Raw genomic sequence first — 18,701 nt, forward strand, 5'->3', positions numbered from 1 at the left:
GATCAGCGCGCCGGGCGCCGGCTGCGCGCCACGTCGAGGTCCTTGCAGATCTGCTCGATGCCTTGCACCACGCGCGGACCGGCGCGGTTGACCAGGTCGCCGTCGATCACGAACAGGTTGTTGCGCGCCACCGCGGTGATTTGCTTCCAGCGCTGCCACATCGCGTAGTCGGGCAGCGGCTGGTCCGAGCGCGTGGCGCCCATGCCCGCGGTCAGCATTGCTTCCGGATTGCCCGCCACCACCGCCTCGACCGATACCGTCGGCACCAGTGGCGTCTCGGCCCCGAACAGGTTGCGACCGCCGCACAGCGCCAGCATGTCGCTGACCAGGTGCTGGCCGTTGAGCGTCATCAGCGGCTGCTGCCAGACCTGGTAGAACACGGTCACCGGCGGCCGTGCCGCGTAGGTCTTGCGCAGCGTCTCCACCTGCTGGCGGAAGCTGTCGGCGGCGCGCCGCGCGGTGGCTTCCGTGCCCAGCAGGGTGCCCAGCTTCTCCACGTTTTCCGGGATCGATGCCAGCTTGCGCGGCTCGCTGTAGAACAGCGGCAGGCCCAGGGCGCGCAGGCGGTCGGTCTGCTTCTGAGCATTGCCATGGCGCCAGACCACGATCAGGTCCGGCTTGAGCGCGGCGATGCGCTCCAGGTCCAGCGCCTTGTTGTCGCCCACGCGCGGGATGTCGCGCGCCTGTGGCGGGTAGTCGCTGTAGTGGACCGTGCCGACGATGCGGTCGCCGCCGCCGGCGGCAAAGATCATCTCGGTCACGTGCGGCGCCAGCGAGATCACGCGGCGTGCCGGCTGCGCCAGCGTGATGGTCTGGCCGGCATCGTCGACCACCGATACGGCGGCCTGCGCCGCGGGTGCGGCAAGCAGGGCGGTGGCGGCCAGCATCGGGGCAATGGCGAATTTCAATGCGTACATGGCGAGGTTTCAGGCGGTCACCGCGGCCAGCGCGGCATCGAGCCGCTGCCAGCAGGCCGGCCGGTCGGGCGGCAGGCCCAGGCGCAGGCTCGGCAGGCAGCCGCCTGCGGCGTCGAAATATCGGGTCCAGACGCCATGGCGCGCCAGCGCTTCGTGCAGCGCCAGCGCCTCGGCATGCGGTACCCAGCAAAACAACGGGTGCACGACAGCGGTCAGTCCGTGGCGCGCCAGCAGCGTGCCGAGCCGCGCGCCGGACAGGCCCAGTTGCGCACGGTTGGCTTCCTGCCACTGGCGGTCCGCCAGCGCATGCCGGGCGACGGCGCGCGCCGGCCCCGAGACGGTCCAGTGGCCCAGCCGCTCATGAAGCGCATCGAGCAACGGCCGGCGCGCCAGCACGAAGCCGCAGCGGATACCGGCGAGACCGTAGAACTTGCCGACCGAGCGCAGCACTACCAATCCTTCAGTGCCGCTGTGGGCGGCGACCGATGCCGCGGGCAGGCAATCGATGAAGGCTTCATCGACCAGCAGCGTGCCGCCGCGACGTGCCAGCGCGGCATGCCAATGGAGCAGCATTGCCGCCGGCAGCAGCCGGGCGGTGGGGTTGTTGGGATTGACGACGACCAGATGGTCGAGCGTATCGGCAAGGTCCGCGCGAGTGAAGTCCGCTTCGTCCAGCAGCACCACTGTATGTCCGGCTGCGGCGAACGCGGGCGCGTACTCGCTGTAGCCGAGCGCGGCAATGCCGACGCGCCCCGGCCGCAGCAGGCCTGGCAGCGTGCGGATCGCGGCCTGCGAGCCGGCCACCGGCAACGCCTGCGGCGCGCCGAAGGCGTGTGCGGCCAGCTCGGCAAGCCCATCCCCGTCCTGCGGCAGCCGCTGCCACGCGGAAGCGGGCAGCGCCGGCACGGGGTAGCCGTCGGGATGGATGCCGGTGGACAAGTCGAGCCAGTCGGCTTCGGCACGGCCGTAGCGGCGTACCGCGGCCAGCAGGTTGCCGCCATGGCGGATCGGGGGAAGGGCAGGGCTCACGTCGGTGCGGACACGGCAAGAACGGCCAGCGCGCTGGCGCCCGCAAGCGCCAGCCACAGCCACAAGGTACGTTGCACCAGCCGCAGGCACGCCATCACGTGCTCGGCCTGCGGTGCGCTGCCGGCACCCAGCGGCGGACGTTGTTCCAGCTCGCCGTGATAGCGCGCCGGTCCGCCAAGCTGCACGCCGACCGCGCCGGCGCCCGCCGCCATCACCGGTCCGGCATTGGGGCTGGACCATGCCGGCGCCTGCGTGCGCCAGCAGCGCAGCGCCTGTGTGGTGGCGCCCAGCAGCGCGTACGACAGCGCGGTCAGCCGCGCGGGAAGCAGGTTGAGCGCATCGTCGAGGCGCGCCGCCGCCCAGCCGAAATATTGCAGCCGCGGCGTGCGGTAGCCCCACATCGCATCGAGGGTATTGGCCAGCCGGAACACGATCACCGCGGGCGCGCCGCCAAGCAGGAACCAGAACAGCGCGCCGAAGACCGCGTCGTTGCCGTTCTCCAGCGCCGATTCGCAGGCGGCGCGCGCCAGCGCTTCGGCATCGGCATCGGCGGTATCGCGCGAGACGATGCGTGCGGTGAGCGTCCGTGCGGCTGGCAGGTCGGACGCAGCGAGGGCGCCGGCAATCGGGGCGATATGCTGGTGCAGGCTGCGCGCGCCGAGCGCGGCGTACAGCGCGATGGCATGCAGCACCAGTGCCGCGAGCGAATGCCAGCGTGCCGCCGCATCGACCAGCCACCATGCGAGCGCAGCCGGCGCCAGCACCAGCACGCACCAGCCGGCAAGGCCCGCCAGGCGCTGCCGCCATGGCGCGCCGCGGCGTTGGGGATCGTTGCAGCGTCGTTCGAGGGCTGAAGCGAGGCGGCCAAAGCCGACCAGCGGATGGAAGCGGCGCGGCTCGCCCAGCCACCGGTCAAGCAGAACGCCGGCCAGCGCCGCGGCCACGCAAGCCGGCCAGGCCTGCATCAGCATGCGGGATCGGCGCCCTTGACCGGGACCGGGATGCCCGCCACCAGCAGCCGCACGCGGTCCGCGGCGGCGGCCAGCTTCTGGTTCAGGCGTCCCAGTTCATCGACGTAGAAGCGGGTGATCGCGCCCATCGGCACCACGCCGAAGCCGATCTCGTTGGAGACCAGTATCACGTGGCCGGGCAGCGTGGGCAGCGCGGTCAGCAGCGACTCGATCTCTTCGGTGAAGGCATCGGGCGGCGTGATCACGCCATGATCGGGATAGCTGCGGCCGTCGGGGAAGAGCAGGTTGTTCATCCACAGCGTCATGCAGTCCACCAGGATGCAGCCGTCGTGGCGCGCATTGGCATAGAGCGCATCGGCCAGCCGCACCGGCTCTTCCACCAGGCGCCAGTCGACGGGACGGCGGGCGCGGTGCAGCGCGATGCGGACTTCGAGTTCCTGGTCGGCCCGTGCGGGATCCTGGCGCGCGGTGGCGATATACGTGACCGGCCCGCCGGTGATGCCGGCGTGGTCGCTCGCCAGCTGTTCGGCGTAGTGGCTCTTGCCGGAGCGCGCGCCGCCCAGCACCAGCGTCAGCTGCCGCGCGCCGGATGTGCCGGCCGCAAGCGGCTTCTCCGCACTGGCGGTAGCGGGTTCAGGGGCGATGGCCGGGGTTTCCATCCGCGTATTGTAGCCGCCGCATCCGACCCTCGCATCCCGCCATCGCATGAAGGCCGATGCGATAATCCGCCGATGTATACCGATTCCCCGCTTTCCTTGCCGCCGGGTGCCCTGCGCGGCACGCTGATGGTCCAGGGCACCACCTCCGATGCCGGCAAGAGCACCGTGGTCGCGGGGCTGTGCCGCGTGCTGGCGCGCGCCGGCACGCGCGTGGCGCCGTTCAAGCCGCAGAACATGGCGCTGAACAGCGCGGTGACCGCGGACGGCGGCGAAATCGGCCGCGCGCAGGCGCTGCAGGCGCAGGCCGCGCGGCTGGCGCCCCATACCGACATGAACCCGGTGCTGCTCAAGCCCAGCAGCGACACCGGCGCGCAGGTGATCATCCATGGCCGCGCGCGGCTCGACCTCGATGCCCGCGCCTACCACGCCTACAAGCCCGAGGCGATGAAGGCGGTGCTCGCCTCGCACGCGCGGCTGGAACAGGCCTATGACGTGGTGCTGGTGGAAGGCGCCGGCAGCCCCGCCGAGATCAACCTGCGCGAGCGCGATATCGCCAACATGGGCTTCGCCGAGCGGGTCGATTGCCCGGTGGTGCTGGTCGCCGATATCGATCGCGGCGGCGTGTTCGCGCACCTGGTCGGCACGCTCGATTGCCTGTCTGACAGCGAACGCGCGCGCGTGACCGGCTTCCTCATCAACCGCTTCCGCGGCGATATCAGCCTGCTCGAGCCGGGTCTCGACTGGCTCACCGCACGCACCGGCAAGCCAGTGTTCGGCGTGCTGCCGTACCTGCACGGCCTGCACCTGGATGCGGAGGACGCCATCATCGGCACCCAGGCCACCAGGTCCGGGGCGCAGCGGCTGCGCGTGATCGTGCCGGTGCTGCCGCGCATCGCCAACCATACCGACTTCGACGCGCTGCGCGCCCATCCGCAGGTAGACCTGCAGTTCATCGGGCCCGGCATGCCGGTCCCGCCTGCCGACCTGGTGGTGCTACCCGGCAGCAAGAGCGTGCGTGCCGACCTGGCGTTCCTGCGCGCCAACGGCTGGGAGGCGGCGCTGCAGCGGCACCTGCGCTACGGCGGCAAGCTGGTCGGCATCTGCGGCGGCATGCAGATGCTGGGCCGGCAAGTGCATGACCCCGACGGCCGCGAAGGCCCTGCCGGCAGCAGCGCGGGCCTGGGCTGGCTCGACTACGAGACCACGCTCGCCGCCGAGAAGCAGCTGCGCCAGGTCAGCGGGCGGCTGGCGGATGCGGACGCGCCAGTGCGGGGCTACGAGATCCATCTGGGCGTTACCACCGGCGCCGGGCTGGAGCGGCCCGCGCTGTGGCTCGACCGCGGCGACGGCACCATGCGCCCCGACGGCGCCTGCTCGGCCGATGGCCAGGTCATGGCGACTTATGTCCACGGCCTGTTCGACGATCCGGCCGGCTGCCAGGCGCTGCTGCACTGGGCAGGACTGGATGGCGCGCAGGCAGTGGACCTCGATGCGCTGCGCGAAGGGTCGATCGAGCGGCTTGCCGACACCCTGGCGGCGCACCTCGACCTGGGGGCAATGTTCGCGCCGCTGCAACGCTGAGCAGTCGTTGCGGATCCGCCATTGCGCGGATCGTGCCGTCTCCGCGCAACTTCTCCCTGTTAGAATCGCGAATCTTTCGCATTTGCATTCCGTCGCGATATGGCTTTCGGGTCATATCGAGCACGCTGCAGCGTCTCAAATACACAACACAAGCCATGGTCACCGGCCGCCTGCGCGTCGTCCTCGTCAAGCTGCATCTCTATATCGGGCTGAGCCTCGGCCTGCTTTTTGTCGTGTTGGGCCTGACCGGCATGGCCATCGCGTGGCGCGATGAGCTCGATGCCTGGCTCAACCCGGACCTGCTGGTTGCGTCGGCGCCCGCCAGTGGAATCGTTACGCCGGCTACCGTCCAGGCCGTGACCGAGCGCCTGGCCGCGCCGCCGTATGGCCGGCCCAACCTGCTGATGCTGCCGACCCACGACGAAGGCGTCTTCATCGCCTGGTATCCGGTCAAGGGGCCGGAGGGCGTGGTACCGGGCCGCTCGCGGCAGGTGATGGTCGATCCGGTGACGCTGGCGGTGAAGGGCGAGCGCGTGTGGGGCGAGCCCGGCGTCTCGCGCCGGCTGCTGCTGCCCACGCTGTTCCACCTGCACCGTTACCTGCTCAGCGGCGAGACCGGCAAGACCATCACCGGCGTGGCGGGCATGCTGTTGCTGCTGACCACGCTGGTGGGCGTGGCGGTGTGGTGGCCCAAGACGAAACTGCGCGCATGGGCGCAGGCGTTCCGGATCAGCCATGGCGGCTCGTGGCCGCGCTTCAACTATTCGCTGCACCGGGCCGGCGGCATCCTGGCGGCGCCGGTGCTGGCCATCCTTGCCTTTTCGGGCTGGTACCTGAACCTGCCGAAATGGGTGACGCCGATCGTGGCGGGGGTGATGACGGTGACACCGCCGGCCAAGCATGTCTCGGCCCCGCATGCGCCCGATGCCCGCCCGCTCGACGCAGGCCAGATCATGGCGGCGGCGCAGTCCCAGTATCCCGACGCGCGCATCACCCGCATCAGCTTCCCGCGCAAGCCGGGCGACGCCTTCGAAGTGCGGCTGCGCCAGCCGGACGAGGTGCGCAAGGACAGCGGCGCGACCCGGCTCTGGCTCGACGCCTGGACCGGGACGCGGCTGGGCGCGAAGGACCCGCACGACGCGCCCGCCGGCGACACGCTGCTGAACTGGCTGTTCCCGCTGCATACCGGCGAGGCGTTCGGCCTGCCGGGGCGGATCTTCATCACGCTGTTCGGGCTGGCGCCACTGGCCTTTGCCCTGACCGGCGTGCTGATCTGGTGGAAGCGGCGGCGCGGGCACCGCCGCCATGTCGTGAAGACGGCGCAGCGCTCAGCCATGCGCCGGGCATGAAAAAAGCAGGCCGGCGGCCTAGGCCGGCGGCCTGCTTTTTTTGCGAAACCCGCTAACCCGCGCCCGCGCTCAGATTTCCAGGTTGTCGATCAGGCGGGTCGCGCCCAGCTTGGCTGCGGTCAGTACCACGAGCGGCTCGCCGGCAACAAATTCCTCGTGCGTCGGCGCCTGCAGGTTGCTGCGCTTGCGGATCGACACGTAGTCCGGCTTCCAGCCGCGCTTGGCCAGCGCTGCCACGGCATTGGCCTCCACCGCCAGCAGGTCGGCGCCGGCGCGGTCGCTGCCCAGCACCGTGTCGCGCACCTCATGCAGCGTGCGGTACAGCACCGGCGCCTCGGCGCGCTCGTCCGGGCTCAGGTAGCGGTTGCGCGACGACAGCGCCAGGCCGTCTTCGTCGCGAATGGTCTCGGCCGGGATGATGTCGATCGGCAGCGCGAATTGCTGCACCATGCGGCGCACGATCATCAGCTGCTGGTAATCCTTCTTGCCGAACACCGCCACGCGCGGCTGCGCGCACGAGAACAGCTTCATCACCACCGTGCATACGCCCTTGAAGAAGCCGGGGCGGAACTCGCCTTCCAGGATGTCGCCCAGGTCGTGCGGCGGCTCGACGCGGTATTCCTGCGGCACCGGGTACATATCGCGCTCGGAGGGCGCAAACAGCACATAGACGCCTTCCTTCTGCAGCTTCTCGATATCGTCCTGCAGCGTGCGCGGATACTTGTCGAAATCCTCGTTGGGGCCGAACTGCAGGCGGTTCACGAAAATCGACGCCACCACCGGGTCGCCGTGCTGCCGCGCCAGGCGCATCAGCGACAGGTGGCCTTCGTGCAGGTTGCCCATGGTGGGGACGAAGGCAGCGCGGTTCTGGCCGCGCAGCTGGTCCCGCAGCTCTTGGATGGAGGAAATGACTTTCATCTGGCTAGGTGTGCTGTCGTGAGGGTGTGACCCGTGGCGCCGGTCTCCGGGGGGCGGCGCCGTGACATGCCGGGCCTTCGGGGCGTTTTGCCTTCCTGGCGCTTTTTGGGCCTATTGTGCCGGCTGTCGGCGGATTGTAGATCAAGTGGGACGGGGGCGGACCCTGCCGCAAGGGTGGGTCAGGAAGGGCTGTACGCCAATCGCACATAAATTGGCGCGAACGGCTCGGCCTGGGTGATCTCGACCAGCGACTCGCGCGACAGCTCCAGCATGGCGATAAAGTTGACCACCACCACCGGCACGCCCTTGCCCGAGCGGATCGCGTCCTCGAACAGTTCCGAGAACTCCATGAAGCGCGCATGCTGCAGCCGGCGCAGGATCTGGCTCATGTGCTCGCGCACCGATAGCTCCTCGCGCGAGATCTTGTGGTGCTGGTTCAGCTTGGCGCGCTTGAGCACGTCGGCCCAGGCGGCCTGCAGGTCGATGGTCTCGACTTCGGGGAAGCGCGGCGCCAGGCTCTGCTCGATATAGACCTGCGAGCGCAGGAAGTCGCGGCCAAGCTGCGGCACCGTGTCCAGGCGCTGCGCGGCCAGCTTCATCTGCTCGTACTCCAGCAGGCGGCGCACCAGTTCGGCGCGCGGGTCCTCGGCGTCTTCGTCGCTGTCGGCCTTCTTGACCGGCAGCAGCATGCGCGACTTGATCTCGATCAGCATGGCCGCCATCAGCAGGTATTCCGCCGCCAGCTCCAGGTTGGTCTTGCGGATCTGCTCGATATACGACAGGTACTGTCGCGTGACCTGCGACATCGGGATGTCGAGGACGTTGAAGTTCTGCTTGCGGATCAGGTACAGCAGCAGGTCCAGCGGGCCTTCGAACGCTTCCAGGAAGATTTCGAGCGCATCGGGCGGGATGTATAGGTCCTGCGGCAGCTTGAACAGCGGCTCGCCGTACAGGCGCGCGAACGCCATCCCGTCGACCATGTCGGCGGGACCCGCGGGCCCGGCAAGGTTGTCGGCAGCGCCGGCGACCGCGGCGGGCAGCGGCAGCTTGTCCTGGTCGGCTGTGCTCATCGCCGGTGGCAGGGCGCGCTGGCGGGGATCAGTTGTCCTGGGAGTAGACGTATGGCTTCTGGGCCACGCGCGACGCCTGGGCGCGGGCGCGCTCTTCCAGGTCGATCGGCGCCTTGTCCCACAGCAGGGCGCGGCCGTCGCGCTGCTCGGCTTCGAGCGTCGGGCGCTCTTGCTTGAGCTGCTTCAGGAACTGGGTGATCTCGGATTCGTACATGGCCATGGTGAAACCGTATGCGCCGCTTGGGGCGTGTAATGGATGCAGTGGGGCAGGATTTTACAGTATCGGCCCGGCGCGGGGTCGCATTTGGCCCCCGGCCTGCTTTCCGGGGGTAGGAAGATTCCGGACGCAGCGCGGTGTGTGGTCAAATACCGACTTCGTATGTGTGGACAAACGGCGATGCCGCGAGACACCGCTATCACCGCTAAACCTGCTGACACCGCGTCCGGGGCGCCCGGCGACTTCAACGGATGACGATCGACCGCACCGGGGGGACGGATACGGCACATCCCGCGCCGCTGCCCTGGCGGGCGCGCGCGGCCGCGTTCGCGCTCGCCGCGCTGCTGATGATGCCGCTGCCGGCCGGTGCCGCGCTCGGCGCCTACAAGGTCGAGGTCGAAGCCCCCAAGCCGATCAAGGAGATGCTCGAAGAGCACCTGGACCTGTCGCGCTACAAGGACCGCACCGACCTGTCGCAGGACCAGTTCGACTACATGGTCGAGACCGTGGGCGAGCAGGTGCGCCAGTTCACCTCGACCGAAGGCTATTTCGATCCGACCACCACCACCCGCGTGGAGGGCGAGGGCGACAAGCGCGTGGTCCACGTCACGGTCGACCCTGGCGCGCGCACGCTGATCCGCAATGTCGATGTCCAGGTGACCGGCCCGGCGGCGACGCGCTCGCCCGAGCAGGTGGCCGAGATGCAGGCCAAGTGGGGCCTGCCGGCGGGCGACCCGTTCCGCCAGGCCGACTGGGACAAGGCCAAGGAAGACGCGCTGATGACGCTGCAGAGCCACAACTACTACGGTGCGCGGCTGGCAGCGTCGCAGGCGCGGGTGGAGCCCGACGAGCTGCGCGCCGACCTGTCCGCGCACTACGCCAGCGGGCCGGCCTACCTGCTGGGGCCGCTCAAGGTCCGCGGCAACCGCCGTTACCCGGAAGAGATCGTCTACAACGTCAACCCGCTCAGCGAGGGCGAGCCGTACCGCGTCGAGCGGCTGCTCGAGCTGCAGCGCGCGATCCAGAACCAGCCGTATTTCTCCAACGTCCAGGTCGACCTGGAGCCGCCGCCGGATGCCGACAAGGCGCCCGACGGCGTGGTCACCGCGCCGGTGTCGGTGCGCGTGCGCGAATACCCGGTGCACCGGCTCAACAGCGGCGTCGGCTTTACCACCGATACCGGCGCACAGGTGGAAGGGCGCTATTCCTACTACAACCTGTTCAACCGCGCCTGGACCTTCGACTCGCAAGCGCGGATCGAACAGAAGCGGTCCTACCTGTTCGCCGAGGCGGCGATGCCGCCGTCCCGCGGCGCCTACCGCAACAGCGTGTACAGCAGCTACGAGCGCACCATCGATCTCGAGAACACCGATACCACCAGCCTGCGCGCGGGCCTGAAGCGCTCGCGCTCGCGCGAGAAGTACGACGTCACCACGTCGCTCGACTTCTACTATGACAAGCTGCTGCCCGAGGGCCAGGCGGCCCAGATCAGCAAGGCGCTGGTGCCGGCCTTCGCCTGGACCCGGCGCGATGTCGACAACCCGGTGTTCCCGCGCCGCGGCAACGTGATCAGCACCCAGGTCGGCGTGGCCGCGCGGGGTTTCCTCAGCGATGCCACCTTCCTGCGCCTGTATGGCCGTATCCGCCAGTACATCCCGGTGGGCAAGCGCGACCTGGTGGTGGCGCGGCTGGAACTGGGCGCCGACCTGACCGGCGACAGTTCGAGCCAGATCCCGGCAACGCTGCGCTTCCGCGCCGGCGGCACCGATTCGATCCGCGGCTACACCTACCAGTCGATCGGCACCCCCAGCGGCTCCAGCATCCTGCCGGCCAAGTATCTCGGCACCGGTAGCCTGGAGTACCAGTACTGGTTCAAGCCGGACTGGGGCGTGGCGGTGTTCTGGGACCTGGGCACGGCCGCCGACAACCTGCGCGGCGTGACGATCTACAACGGCGTGGGCGTCGGCGTGCGCTGGCGCACGCCGGTGGGCCCGCTGCAGCTGGACGTCGGCTACGGCATCCAGGAACAGCAGTTCCGGCCGCATATCTCGCTGGGGGTGGCGTTCTGATGGCCGCCCGCGCGCCTGGGATGCCGGCATGAGCGCCCACGACCTGCCCGACGTGCCCGGCGAGGGCACGCCCACTGAGCCGAACCCGCCCGCACCGCGCAAGCGCCGGCGCGTATGGCGCGCGCTCGCCTGGCTGGTCGGCGTGCTGGTGTTGCTGGTGGTGGCGCTGGTCGGCGCGGGCGTGGCGGCACTGGGCACCGAGGCCGGCACGCGCCACCTGTGGACGCTGGCGACTCGGCTGTCGGCCGGCATGCTCAGCGGCCGGCTCGAAGGCGGCACGGTGGCGCATGGCCTGCGGCTGCGCGACGTGGTCTTTGCCAGCGGCCAGACCCGCGTGACGGTGGACCGCGTCGATGGCAGCTGGGCCATGACCTGGCAGCCGCGCCGCCTGCACTTGGACTACCTGCGCATCGGCAAGGCCGAGGTCCGGCTGGGCCCGTCAGAGCCGAGCACCGAGCCGGCGCAGATGCCGAAGTCGCTGGAACTGCCGCTGGCGATCGACGTCGACGCGCTGACCCTGGAGCGGCTGGCGCTGCTGCAGGGCACGTCACCCGCCGCCGAGCCGATGGTGTTCGCCAACCTGTCCGGCGCGCTGCACAGCGACGGCCAGCACCACCGCGTCAGCGTGGACAAGCTGGAGACGCCGTACGGCAAGCTTGCAACCAACGCCCAGATCGGCGCACGCGCGCCATTCCCGCTCAGCGCCGAGGCGCTGCTGGAGGCGAGCTGGCAGAAGGAGTCCTTTGCCGTCAACGCCACCGCCAGGGGCACGCTCGAAGCCTTGCGCGCCGAGCTGCAGGCCAACGGCGACCGCATCCATGCGCGCGCCGGCGCCGACCTGACGCCGTTCGGCAAGGTGCCGTTTACAAACCTGCTGGTCGATGGCGAGCGCATCAACCCGCGGCTGTTCAGCCCCACCGCGCCGCAGGCCGACCTGACGGTGCATGCCGAGCTGCGGCCGGTGGATGGCGCGGCGGCGACCCCGGCGCCGCCTGCCGCATCCGCACCCTCCGCATCCGCACCCGCCGCGGTGCCGCCGCCCGCGCCGCTTGCCGTCGCAGGCGACATCGAGATCCGCAACCTTGAAGCCGGCCTGCTCGACAAGGAGCGCCTGCCCGTGCATTCGGTGCGCGCCCACGTCGAACTGAGCGAAATGGCGCAGGCCATCAGCAACCTGCGCGTGGCGCTGACCGGCAAGGCCGAAATCACCGGCGGCGGCTCGCTGCGCGATGGGCGCGGCGGCTTCGACCTTGACGTGCACCGGCTCGACCCCGCGGCGCTGCATGGCTCGCTCACCAGCGCCAGCCTGTCCGGCCCGGTGGTGCTGCGCATGGAGCCCGGCCGGCAGAGCGTGGCGCTGGACCTGTCCGGCGCTGCGCTCAAGCTGTTCGCCGACGCCAGCATGGACGCCGACACCGTCACGCTGGGCGCGCTGCGCGCGACCGTCGGCCCCGGCGTGCTGAGCGCGGAAGGCAAGCTCGGCCTGAAGGACAGGCAGCCGTTCAGCTTCAAGGGCAAGCTGGCGTCGTTCGATCCGTCGCGGCTGGCCAAGGTGGCCGCGGGCCGCATCAACGCTGACTTCAGCGCCAGCGGCGAGATTGCCCCGGTGCTTGGCGTGGCGCTGGATTTTGCCGTGCACGAGAGCGAATACGCCGGCCTGCCGATGACCGGCGGCGGCAAGGTGCGGCTCGCCGGCGAGCGGCTGCTGCCAAGCGAAGCGGCGCTCAATATGGCCGGCAACCAGGCCAACCTGCGCGGCAGCTTCGGCGCGCGCGGCGACCAGCTCAGGCTGGCGGTCGACGCGCCGCAGCTGGCGCGGCTCAAGTTCGGCGTGGCCGGCAAGCTCAAGCTCGATGCCACCATCACCGGCACGCTGAAGAAGCCCGAGGTGGTGGCCGACTACAACGCGCAGGCACTGGAAGTGGGACCGCACAAGGTGGCCAGCGCCAGCGGCCGCGCCGAGGTGCGTGGCGGGCTGGACGGACCGCTGTCGGTGCAGCTGGCCGCGCGCGACTACCGCGGGCCGCAGGCCAGCCTCAGCACGCTCGACGCGACCCTCAACGGCACCCAGGCAAACCACGCCTTCGACGTCAAGGCCGCCGGCACCCTGAACCGCCGGCCGCTGCAGCTGGCGCTGGCGGGGCAGGGCGCATGGAAAGGCAAGGAGGGCTGGAACGGCACCATCCGCACGCTGGAAGAGCGCAGCACCGTCAACCTGCGGCTGGCCGCGCCGACACAGCTGCTGGTCGCCGACCAGCGCGTGCGCCTGGGCGCCACGCGGCTGCTGATGGACAACGCCACGCTCGCCATCGACAGCTTCGACTGGGACCATGGCCGCATCCGCAGCCAGGGCACGCTGAACGGCCTGCAGGTCGGCCACGTGCTCGAACTGATGGAAACCATCACCGGCGAGAAACCGCCGGTGCGCTCCGACCTGGTCATCGACGGCCGCTGGAACCTGGCGCTGGCCGAGACCGCGAGCGGGTTTGCCGAAGTACGCCGGCGCAGCGGCGACCTGTCGGTCAATGCCGGCCGCGGCTTTACCACCATGGGCCTGGGCGAAACCAGCCTGCGCGCCGAGGCGGGCGGCAACCGCATCGCGCTGCGCGGCGGCATGGTGTCGGGGCGCATCGGCAAGGTGGTGGTCGATGCCTCGGCCGGGCTGGTGCAGGAACAGGGCCTGCAGACGGTGGGGCCGGCATCGACGCTGGCGGGCACCGTCACGGTCGATGTGCCGCGCCTGAAGTCGCTCGAGGCGCTGACCGGGCCGCAGTATGCCTTCGACGGGCGCCTGGCCGCGGCGCTGCGGCTGGGCGGCACGGTCGGCGCGCCGCTGCTGGCCGGCACCATCGATGGCGACAATCTCGCCGTCACGCTGTATGACATCGGCCTGCGCCTGACCGACGGCACCGTGCGCGTGGCGCTGGACCAGAACACGGTGGAACTGAAGCACGTCGAGTTCCACGGCGGCGACGGCAAGATCACCGCCACCGGCAACGTCAAGCTGGGGGAGGCCGATCCCAACCTGACCGGCAAGATCGTCGCCGACAAGCTGCAGCTGTTCGCCAGCCCGGAACGCACGCTGGTGGTGTCGGGCGATGCCAGCATCGCCAACGAAAACAAGCAGGTCGTGATCCGCGGCAAGTTCCGCGTCGACCGCGGCCTGTTCGACCTGCCCAAGGCCGGCGCGCCGGTGCTGGGCGACGACGTGGTGGTGATCCGCCGCAAGGACCAGCGCGCGGTCAAGACCGCCGCGACGCCGGTGGTGCCCGAGACCAAGCCGGCGAGCAAGTTCAGCCCGGTGATCGACCTGACCGTCGACCTGGGCAACGACTTCCGCTTCCGCGGCGCGGGCGCCGACCTGCTGCTGGCCGGCCAGCTCGGGGTCAAGAGCGAACCGCTGGTGCCGCTGAAGGCCATCGGCACGGTGCGCGTGACGGATGGCACCTACGAGGCCTTCGGCCGCAAGCTGGACATCGAGCGCGGTATCATCAACTTCAACGGCCCGATCGACAACCCGAACATGAACATCCGCGCCATGCGCCGCAACCAGGAAGTGGAGGCGGGCGTCGAGGTGACCGGCACGGTGCGGCTGCCGCGCGTGCGGCTGGTGTCGGAGCCCAACGTGCCCGACGAAGACAAGCTGTCGTGGCTGATGTTCGGCTACGGCGCCGAAAGCGCCGGCGCGGGCCAGCAGCGGGCGCTTGGCGGCGCCGCGCTGGGTGGGGCGGCGCTTGGCATGATAGGCGGCAAGGCGGGCAAGGGCATCGTCTCGCATTTCGGCATCGACGAATTCTCGATCGGGCCCAGCACCGCGGGCCTGAACGACCAGCAGGTGGTCAGCATGGGCAAGGCCATTACCGACCAGATCGCGGTGGGCTACGAACAGAGCCTGACCTCGGCCTCGAACGTGGTGAAGCTGACCTGGCAGTTCTCGCGGCGCTGGTCGCTGATTGCCAAGGGCGGCTCCATCAACGGATTGTCGGTCTTGTTCAACCGCCGCTTCGACAGCTGGGCGATCCTGTTCTCGGGCGCCTCGAACCGCCGCGGCACCAGCAGGAGCCAGGATGACGGCCAGATACTCGATCCGGAAAGCGCGGCCGCGGCCGCTTCGGCAGTCATTGCCGAGCCCGTGCGCCGCTGAAGCAAGCGCCACCCACCTACGCCCCGCCAACTACGCGTCGCCGCGACGCCTTGCCGCCATGGGACTGATTGCCTCTGTGCTTGCGCTGTTCGGCTGCGACCAGCGCAAGGTCGATGAAGCGATGAACAAGGCGGGCGAAACCGCGCGCAACACCTGGAACGCGATCAAGCCCGACAGCCAGCTGTTCAAGGGCATCGTGCCCGGCCAGTCCACCGAGGAAGAGCTGCGGCGCCAGGCCGGCAAGCCCGAGATCGTCTGGGAAGAGGCAGACGGCGGCCGCCGGCTGGAATACCCGCGCGGCCCCGAGGGCACCACCACGTGGATGGTCACCATCGGCGCGGACGGCAAGGTCGCGCGCATCGAGCAGGTGCTGACGCCGGAGAATTTCGCGCGCGTGCGCGCCGGCATGAGCAAGGACGATATCCGCCGCCTGCTGGGCAAGCCGACCAAGGTCGAGGCCTTCGCGCTGAAGAAGGAAGAAGTGTGGGGCTACCGCTGGATGGAGACCTCGACCGACAAGGCCTTCTTCAATGTGCATTTCAACAGCGATGGCACCGTGACGACGACTTCGCGCAGCGACGATCCGTCGAAGATGCAGGGCGGCTGACACCACCTCGGTGCAAAAAAAAAAGCGGCCGCCCGAAGGCCGCCGCCGCTTCCTGCGCGCGATCCGCTTCAGCGAATCCGCATGCCCGGCACCGCTCCGCTGTGCGGCTCCAGGATGTACAGGCCCGGCGCGGCCTTCTCATCAGCCGCCGATGCCGCCAGCACCATGCCCTCGGACATCCCGAACTTCATCTTGCGCGGTGCCAGGTTGGCCACCACCACGGTCAGCTTGCCGACCAGCTGCTCGGGCGCGTAGGCCGACTGGATGCCCGAGAACACGTTGCGGGTCTTGCCTTCGCCCAGGTCCAGCGTCAGCTGCAGCAGCTTGTTCGAGCCTTCGACCTTCTGGCATTCCACAATCCTGGCCACGCGCAGGTCCACCTTGGCGAAATCGTCGATGGTGATGGTCTCGGCCACCGGCTCGATCGACGCTGCCGCGGCAGCGGGCGCCGCCGTGGCCTGCAGCGATTCGCGGTTGGCCGCCAGCAGTGCGTCGACCTGCTTGGCATCGACGCGCGTCATCAGGTGCTGGTAGGCCTGCACCGGGTTGGCCGCGGACAGCTGCTTGTCGATGGCGCGCCAGTCAAGCGGCTCGACGTTCAGGAAGCGTTCGACGCCGGCGGCCACGTTCGGCACCACCGGCTTCAGGTACACCGTCAGCAGGCGGAAGGCTTCCAGCGACACCGAGCAGGCGGCGTGCAGCGCGGCGCGCTTGCTTTCGTCCTTGGCCAGTTCCCACGGCTTCTCGGTGTCGACGAAGGCGTTGACCGTGTCGGTCAGTTCCATCACCTGGCGCAGCGCCTTGCTGTACTCGCGTGCTTCATACAGCTGCGCGATCTGCGGCGCGGCCTGGCGCAGCTGCTCCAGCAGCGGGTGCGCCAGCGCGGCCTCGTCGACCTTGCCTTCGAAGCGCTTGACCAGGAAGCCAGCCGCGCGGCTGGCGATATTCACGTACTTGCCGATCAGGTCGCTGTTGACCCGGGCGATGAAGTCGTCCAGGTTCAGGTCCAGGTCTTCCATGCTCGCATTGAGCTTGGCGGCGAAGTAGTAGCGCAGCCATTCCGGGTTCATGCCGGTGTCGATGTAGCTCTGCGCGGTGATGAAGGTGCCGCGCGACTTGCTCATCTTGGCGCCGTCCACCGTCAGGAAGCCGTGTGCGAACACATTGGTCGGCGTGCGGTAGCCCGAGAAGCGCAGCATTGCCGGCCAGAACAGCGTGTGAAAGTACAGGATGTCCTTGCCGATGAAGTGGTACTGCTCGGCGGTGGAGTGCGGGCCGACCCAGGCGTCGAAGTCGATGCCGCGCTGCTGCGCCAGGTTCCTGAAGCTGGCGTAGTAACCGATCGGCGCGTCCAGCCACACATAGAAATACTTGCCGGGAGCGCCGGGGATCTCGAAGCCGAAGTAGGGCGCATCGCGCGAGATGTCCCAGTCCGACAGGGTCGAGGCCTCGCCTTCGCCGCCCAGCCATTCCTGCATCTTGTTGGCGGCCTCGGGCTGCGCCAGGTCGGCCACCCATTCGCGCAGGAAGGTCTCGCAGCGCGGATCGGACAGCTTGAAGAAGAAGTGCGTCGACGACTTGCGCACCGGCGTGGCGCCCGAGACCACCGAGTAAGGGTTCTTCAGGTCGGTCGGCACATAGGTAGTGCCGCAAACCTCACACGAGTCGCCGTACTGGTCCTTGGCCCCGCACTTGGGGCATTCGCCCTTGATGAAGCGGTCCGGCAGGAACATGTTCTTGACGGGGTCGAAGAACTGCTCGACATCGCGCTCGGCGATCAGGTCCTCGGCCTTCAGGGCCAGGTAAATCTTCTCGCACAGCTCGCGGTTTTCATCCGCGTCGGTGCTGTAGTAGTTGTCGAATGACACCAGGAAGCTGTCGAAATCGCGCTTGTGCTCGGTCCAGACGCGGTCGATCAGCTGCTTGGGGGTGATGCCTTCCTTCTCGGCGCGCAGCATCACCGGGGTGCCGTGCGTGTCGTCGGCGCCGACGTAGTAGACCTCGTTGCCCATCATGCGCTGGAAACGCACCCAGATATCGGTCTGGATGTATTCCACCAGGTGGCCGATATGGATCTGGCCGTTGGCATAAGGCAGGGCGGATGTGACGAGGATGCGACGTGCGGTCATAGACGAAGAGCCGGTCAGGGGCGGGGAATATCAGTGGCGACGGCGCTGCGCGCGAGGCGGACGCGTGCCGGGGAGGGGCTATTTTAGCAACGTAGTGCCGCGGATGCGCCGGTTCCGCATGGCGGAATCCGCTGAAATGGCACAGGCCATTCCCTGCAAACGGCCAAAAAAAAGCGCCGGTCAGTGCCGGCGCAGCTTTCCACAACGGAAAAGGAGGAGAAATCAGGTACCGCCCGGGAGGTCAGCCACCCATCGCGAGCCAGCAACGGTGGCAAGCGGTACCTGTTTCTATGACTGGGTCACCCTTGAATTGGTTTCAAAAAAATTTCGACACGGCGATTTTGTTGCCGGCCAGCCTCGGTGGCATTGTCCGCAACGGGCTGGGCCTGGCCCCGGCCCTCGGCCGTCAGGCGGTTCCGTGCGACGCCGCGGTCACCCAGGTAGCTCGCCACGCTCTGGGCCCGGCGCTGCGACAGCTGCATGTTGTAGCTGGGATTGCCGGTGCTGTCGGTATGGCCCACGACATTGGCACTGACATCCTGGTGCTGGCCCAGCGTCTGGGCGACCTGGTCGAGCACGGAGCGGAACGACGGCTTGATGCTGGCGCTGTCGGTATCGAAGGTCACCTGGCTGGGGATGTTCACCTTCAGCGAGCCGTCCGGCTGCTCGGTGATCTGGGTGCCGGTGCCGGCGGTGTCCTTGTTCAGCTTGCCGCGGATGGCATTCCAGTTGTAGCCGGTCGCACCGCCGACGGCTCCGCCCACGGCCGCGCCGACCAGCGTGCCGGTGGTATTGCCGCCGATCAGGTTGCCAAGCCCCGCGCCCACCGCGGCGCCTACGCCGGTACCGACGGCCGTATGGGTCTGCTGTTCGGTGGCGCAACCCGCGGCCAGCAGGGTGGCAGCGGCGAGCGAGACAGTGACGAGCTTGATCTTCATGCTTTCTCCTTCTGATATTCCCGTAATGTTCCTGGTACCGCATGCGGATGGTAACCGCAAGGCGATACCGCAGATAACCCTTTGTGCGCGTTGGCGGCGGCGC

Annotated in this window: 14 protein-coding genes; 5 read left to right on the forward strand and 9 right to left on the reverse strand. The window is 69.0% G+C overall.

Annotation, left to right across the window (positions count from 1 at the left end; all coding sequences use genetic code 11):
- Positions 1 to 2 precede the first annotated feature (2 nt).
- Genes IPF36_RS02575 through cobU form a run of 4 tightly spaced genes read right to left on the reverse strand, consistent with a single transcriptional unit; the run spans position 3 to position 3,576 of the window.
- Complete coding sequence (locus IPF36_RS02575; protein WP_240746002.1) at positions 3 to 887, reverse strand: cobalamin-binding protein; 885 nt, start codon at positions 885 to 887, stop codon at positions 3 to 5.
- Between the two features lie 39 nt (positions 888 to 926).
- Complete coding sequence (gene cobD, locus IPF36_RS02580; protein WP_195427239.1) at positions 927 to 1,946, reverse strand: threonine-phosphate decarboxylase CobD; 1,020 nt, start codon at positions 1,944 to 1,946, stop codon at positions 927 to 929.
- Positions 1,943 to 2,917 (reverse strand): adenosylcobinamide-phosphate synthase CbiB, encoded by a 975-nt coding sequence (cbiB, locus tag IPF36_RS02585; protein ID WP_195427240.1) that lies wholly within the window; start codon positions 2,915 to 2,917, stop codon positions 1,943 to 1,945. Before cbiB ends, cobD begins: the two co-directional genes overlap by 4 nt.
- Complete coding sequence (cobU, locus tag IPF36_RS02590) at positions 2,911 to 3,576, reverse strand: bifunctional adenosylcobinamide kinase/adenosylcobinamide-phosphate guanylyltransferase (protein ID WP_195427241.1); 666 nt, start codon at positions 3,574 to 3,576, stop codon at positions 2,911 to 2,913. Before cobU ends, cbiB begins: the two co-directional genes overlap by 7 nt.
- Before the next feature lie 72 nt (positions 3,577 to 3,648).
- Between cobU and IPF36_RS02595 the strand changes: the two genes are divergently transcribed.
- Both IPF36_RS02595 and IPF36_RS02600 read left to right on the forward strand, forming a co-directional pair.
- Entirely contained in the window at positions 3,649 to 5,157 is a 1,509-nt protein-coding gene (locus tag IPF36_RS02595) for a cobyric acid synthase (RefSeq protein WP_195427242.1), read from the forward strand.
- 155 nt (positions 5,158 to 5,312) lie between these two features.
- Positions 5,313 to 6,506 carry a PepSY domain-containing protein gene (locus IPF36_RS02600; RefSeq protein ID WP_195427243.1) on the forward strand — a complete coding sequence of 398 codons (1,194 nt, stop codon included), beginning with the start codon at positions 5,313 to 5,315 and terminating at the stop codon, positions 6,504 to 6,506.
- A gap of 69 nt (positions 6,507 to 6,575) precedes the next feature.
- Here IPF36_RS02600 and panC read toward each other — a convergent pair whose 3' ends face one another.
- The 3 genes from panC to IPF36_RS02615 all read right to left on the reverse strand — a co-directional run bounded on the left by panC (position 6,576) and on the right by IPF36_RS02615 (position 8,714).
- A complete protein-coding gene (panC, locus tag IPF36_RS02605; RefSeq protein WP_135705806.1) occupies positions 6,576 to 7,424 on the reverse strand; it encodes a pantoate--beta-alanine ligase in 849 nt (282 codons plus the stop codon).
- A gap of 179 nt (positions 7,425 to 7,603) precedes the next feature.
- The gene (locus IPF36_RS02610) at positions 7,604 to 8,494 is read right to left on the reverse strand and encodes a ScpA family protein (RefSeq protein ID WP_133092504.1); all 891 of its coding nucleotides are present in this window, start codon (positions 8,492 to 8,494) and stop codon (positions 7,604 to 7,606) included.
- A gap of 28 nt (positions 8,495 to 8,522) precedes the next feature.
- On the reverse strand, positions 8,523 to 8,714 hold the full coding sequence (locus tag IPF36_RS02615) for a DUF3460 family protein (RefSeq protein WP_029046065.1): 192 nt from the start codon (positions 8,712 to 8,714) through the stop codon (positions 8,523 to 8,525).
- A 248-nt stretch (positions 8,715 to 8,962) separates the two neighbouring features.
- On the opposite strand from IPF36_RS02615, the gene IPF36_RS02620 reads away from it, so the two are divergent.
- Genes IPF36_RS02620 through bamE form a run of 3 tightly spaced genes read left to right on the forward strand, consistent with a single transcriptional unit; the run spans position 8,963 to position 15,531 of the window.
- Entirely contained in the window at positions 8,963 to 10,780 is a 1,818-nt protein-coding gene (locus IPF36_RS02620; RefSeq protein WP_195427244.1) for an autotransporter assembly complex family protein, read from the forward strand.
- Between the two features lie 28 nt (positions 10,781 to 10,808).
- Complete coding sequence (locus IPF36_RS02625; RefSeq protein ID WP_195427245.1) at positions 10,809 to 14,924, forward strand: translocation/assembly module TamB domain-containing protein; 4,116 nt, start codon at positions 10,809 to 10,811, stop codon at positions 14,922 to 14,924.
- 58 nt (positions 14,925 to 14,982) lie between these two features.
- Entirely contained in the window at positions 14,983 to 15,531 is a 549-nt protein-coding gene (bamE, locus tag IPF36_RS02630) for an outer membrane protein assembly factor BamE (RefSeq protein ID WP_133092501.1), read from the forward strand.
- A 68-nt stretch (positions 15,532 to 15,599) separates the two neighbouring features.
- Here bamE and metG read toward each other — a convergent pair whose 3' ends face one another.
- Both metG and IPF36_RS02640 read right to left on the reverse strand, forming a co-directional pair.
- Positions 15,600 to 17,660 carry a methionine--tRNA ligase gene (gene metG / locus IPF36_RS02635; protein ID WP_135705801.1) on the reverse strand — a complete coding sequence of 687 codons (2,061 nt, stop codon included), beginning with the start codon at positions 17,658 to 17,660 and terminating at the stop codon, positions 15,600 to 15,602.
- Between the two features lie 299 nt (positions 17,661 to 17,959).
- Positions 17,960 to 18,598, reverse strand: coding sequence for an OmpA family protein (locus tag IPF36_RS02640; RefSeq protein ID WP_133092499.1), 639 nt, complete (start codon positions 18,596 to 18,598; stop codon positions 17,960 to 17,962).
- Between the last annotated feature and the right edge of the window lie 103 nt (positions 18,599 to 18,701).

It is taken from the genome of Cupriavidus sp. IK-TO18, from assembly GCF_015549295.1.
GTDB lineage: Bacteria > Pseudomonadota > Gammaproteobacteria > Burkholderiales > Burkholderiaceae > Cupriavidus > Cupriavidus oxalaticus_A.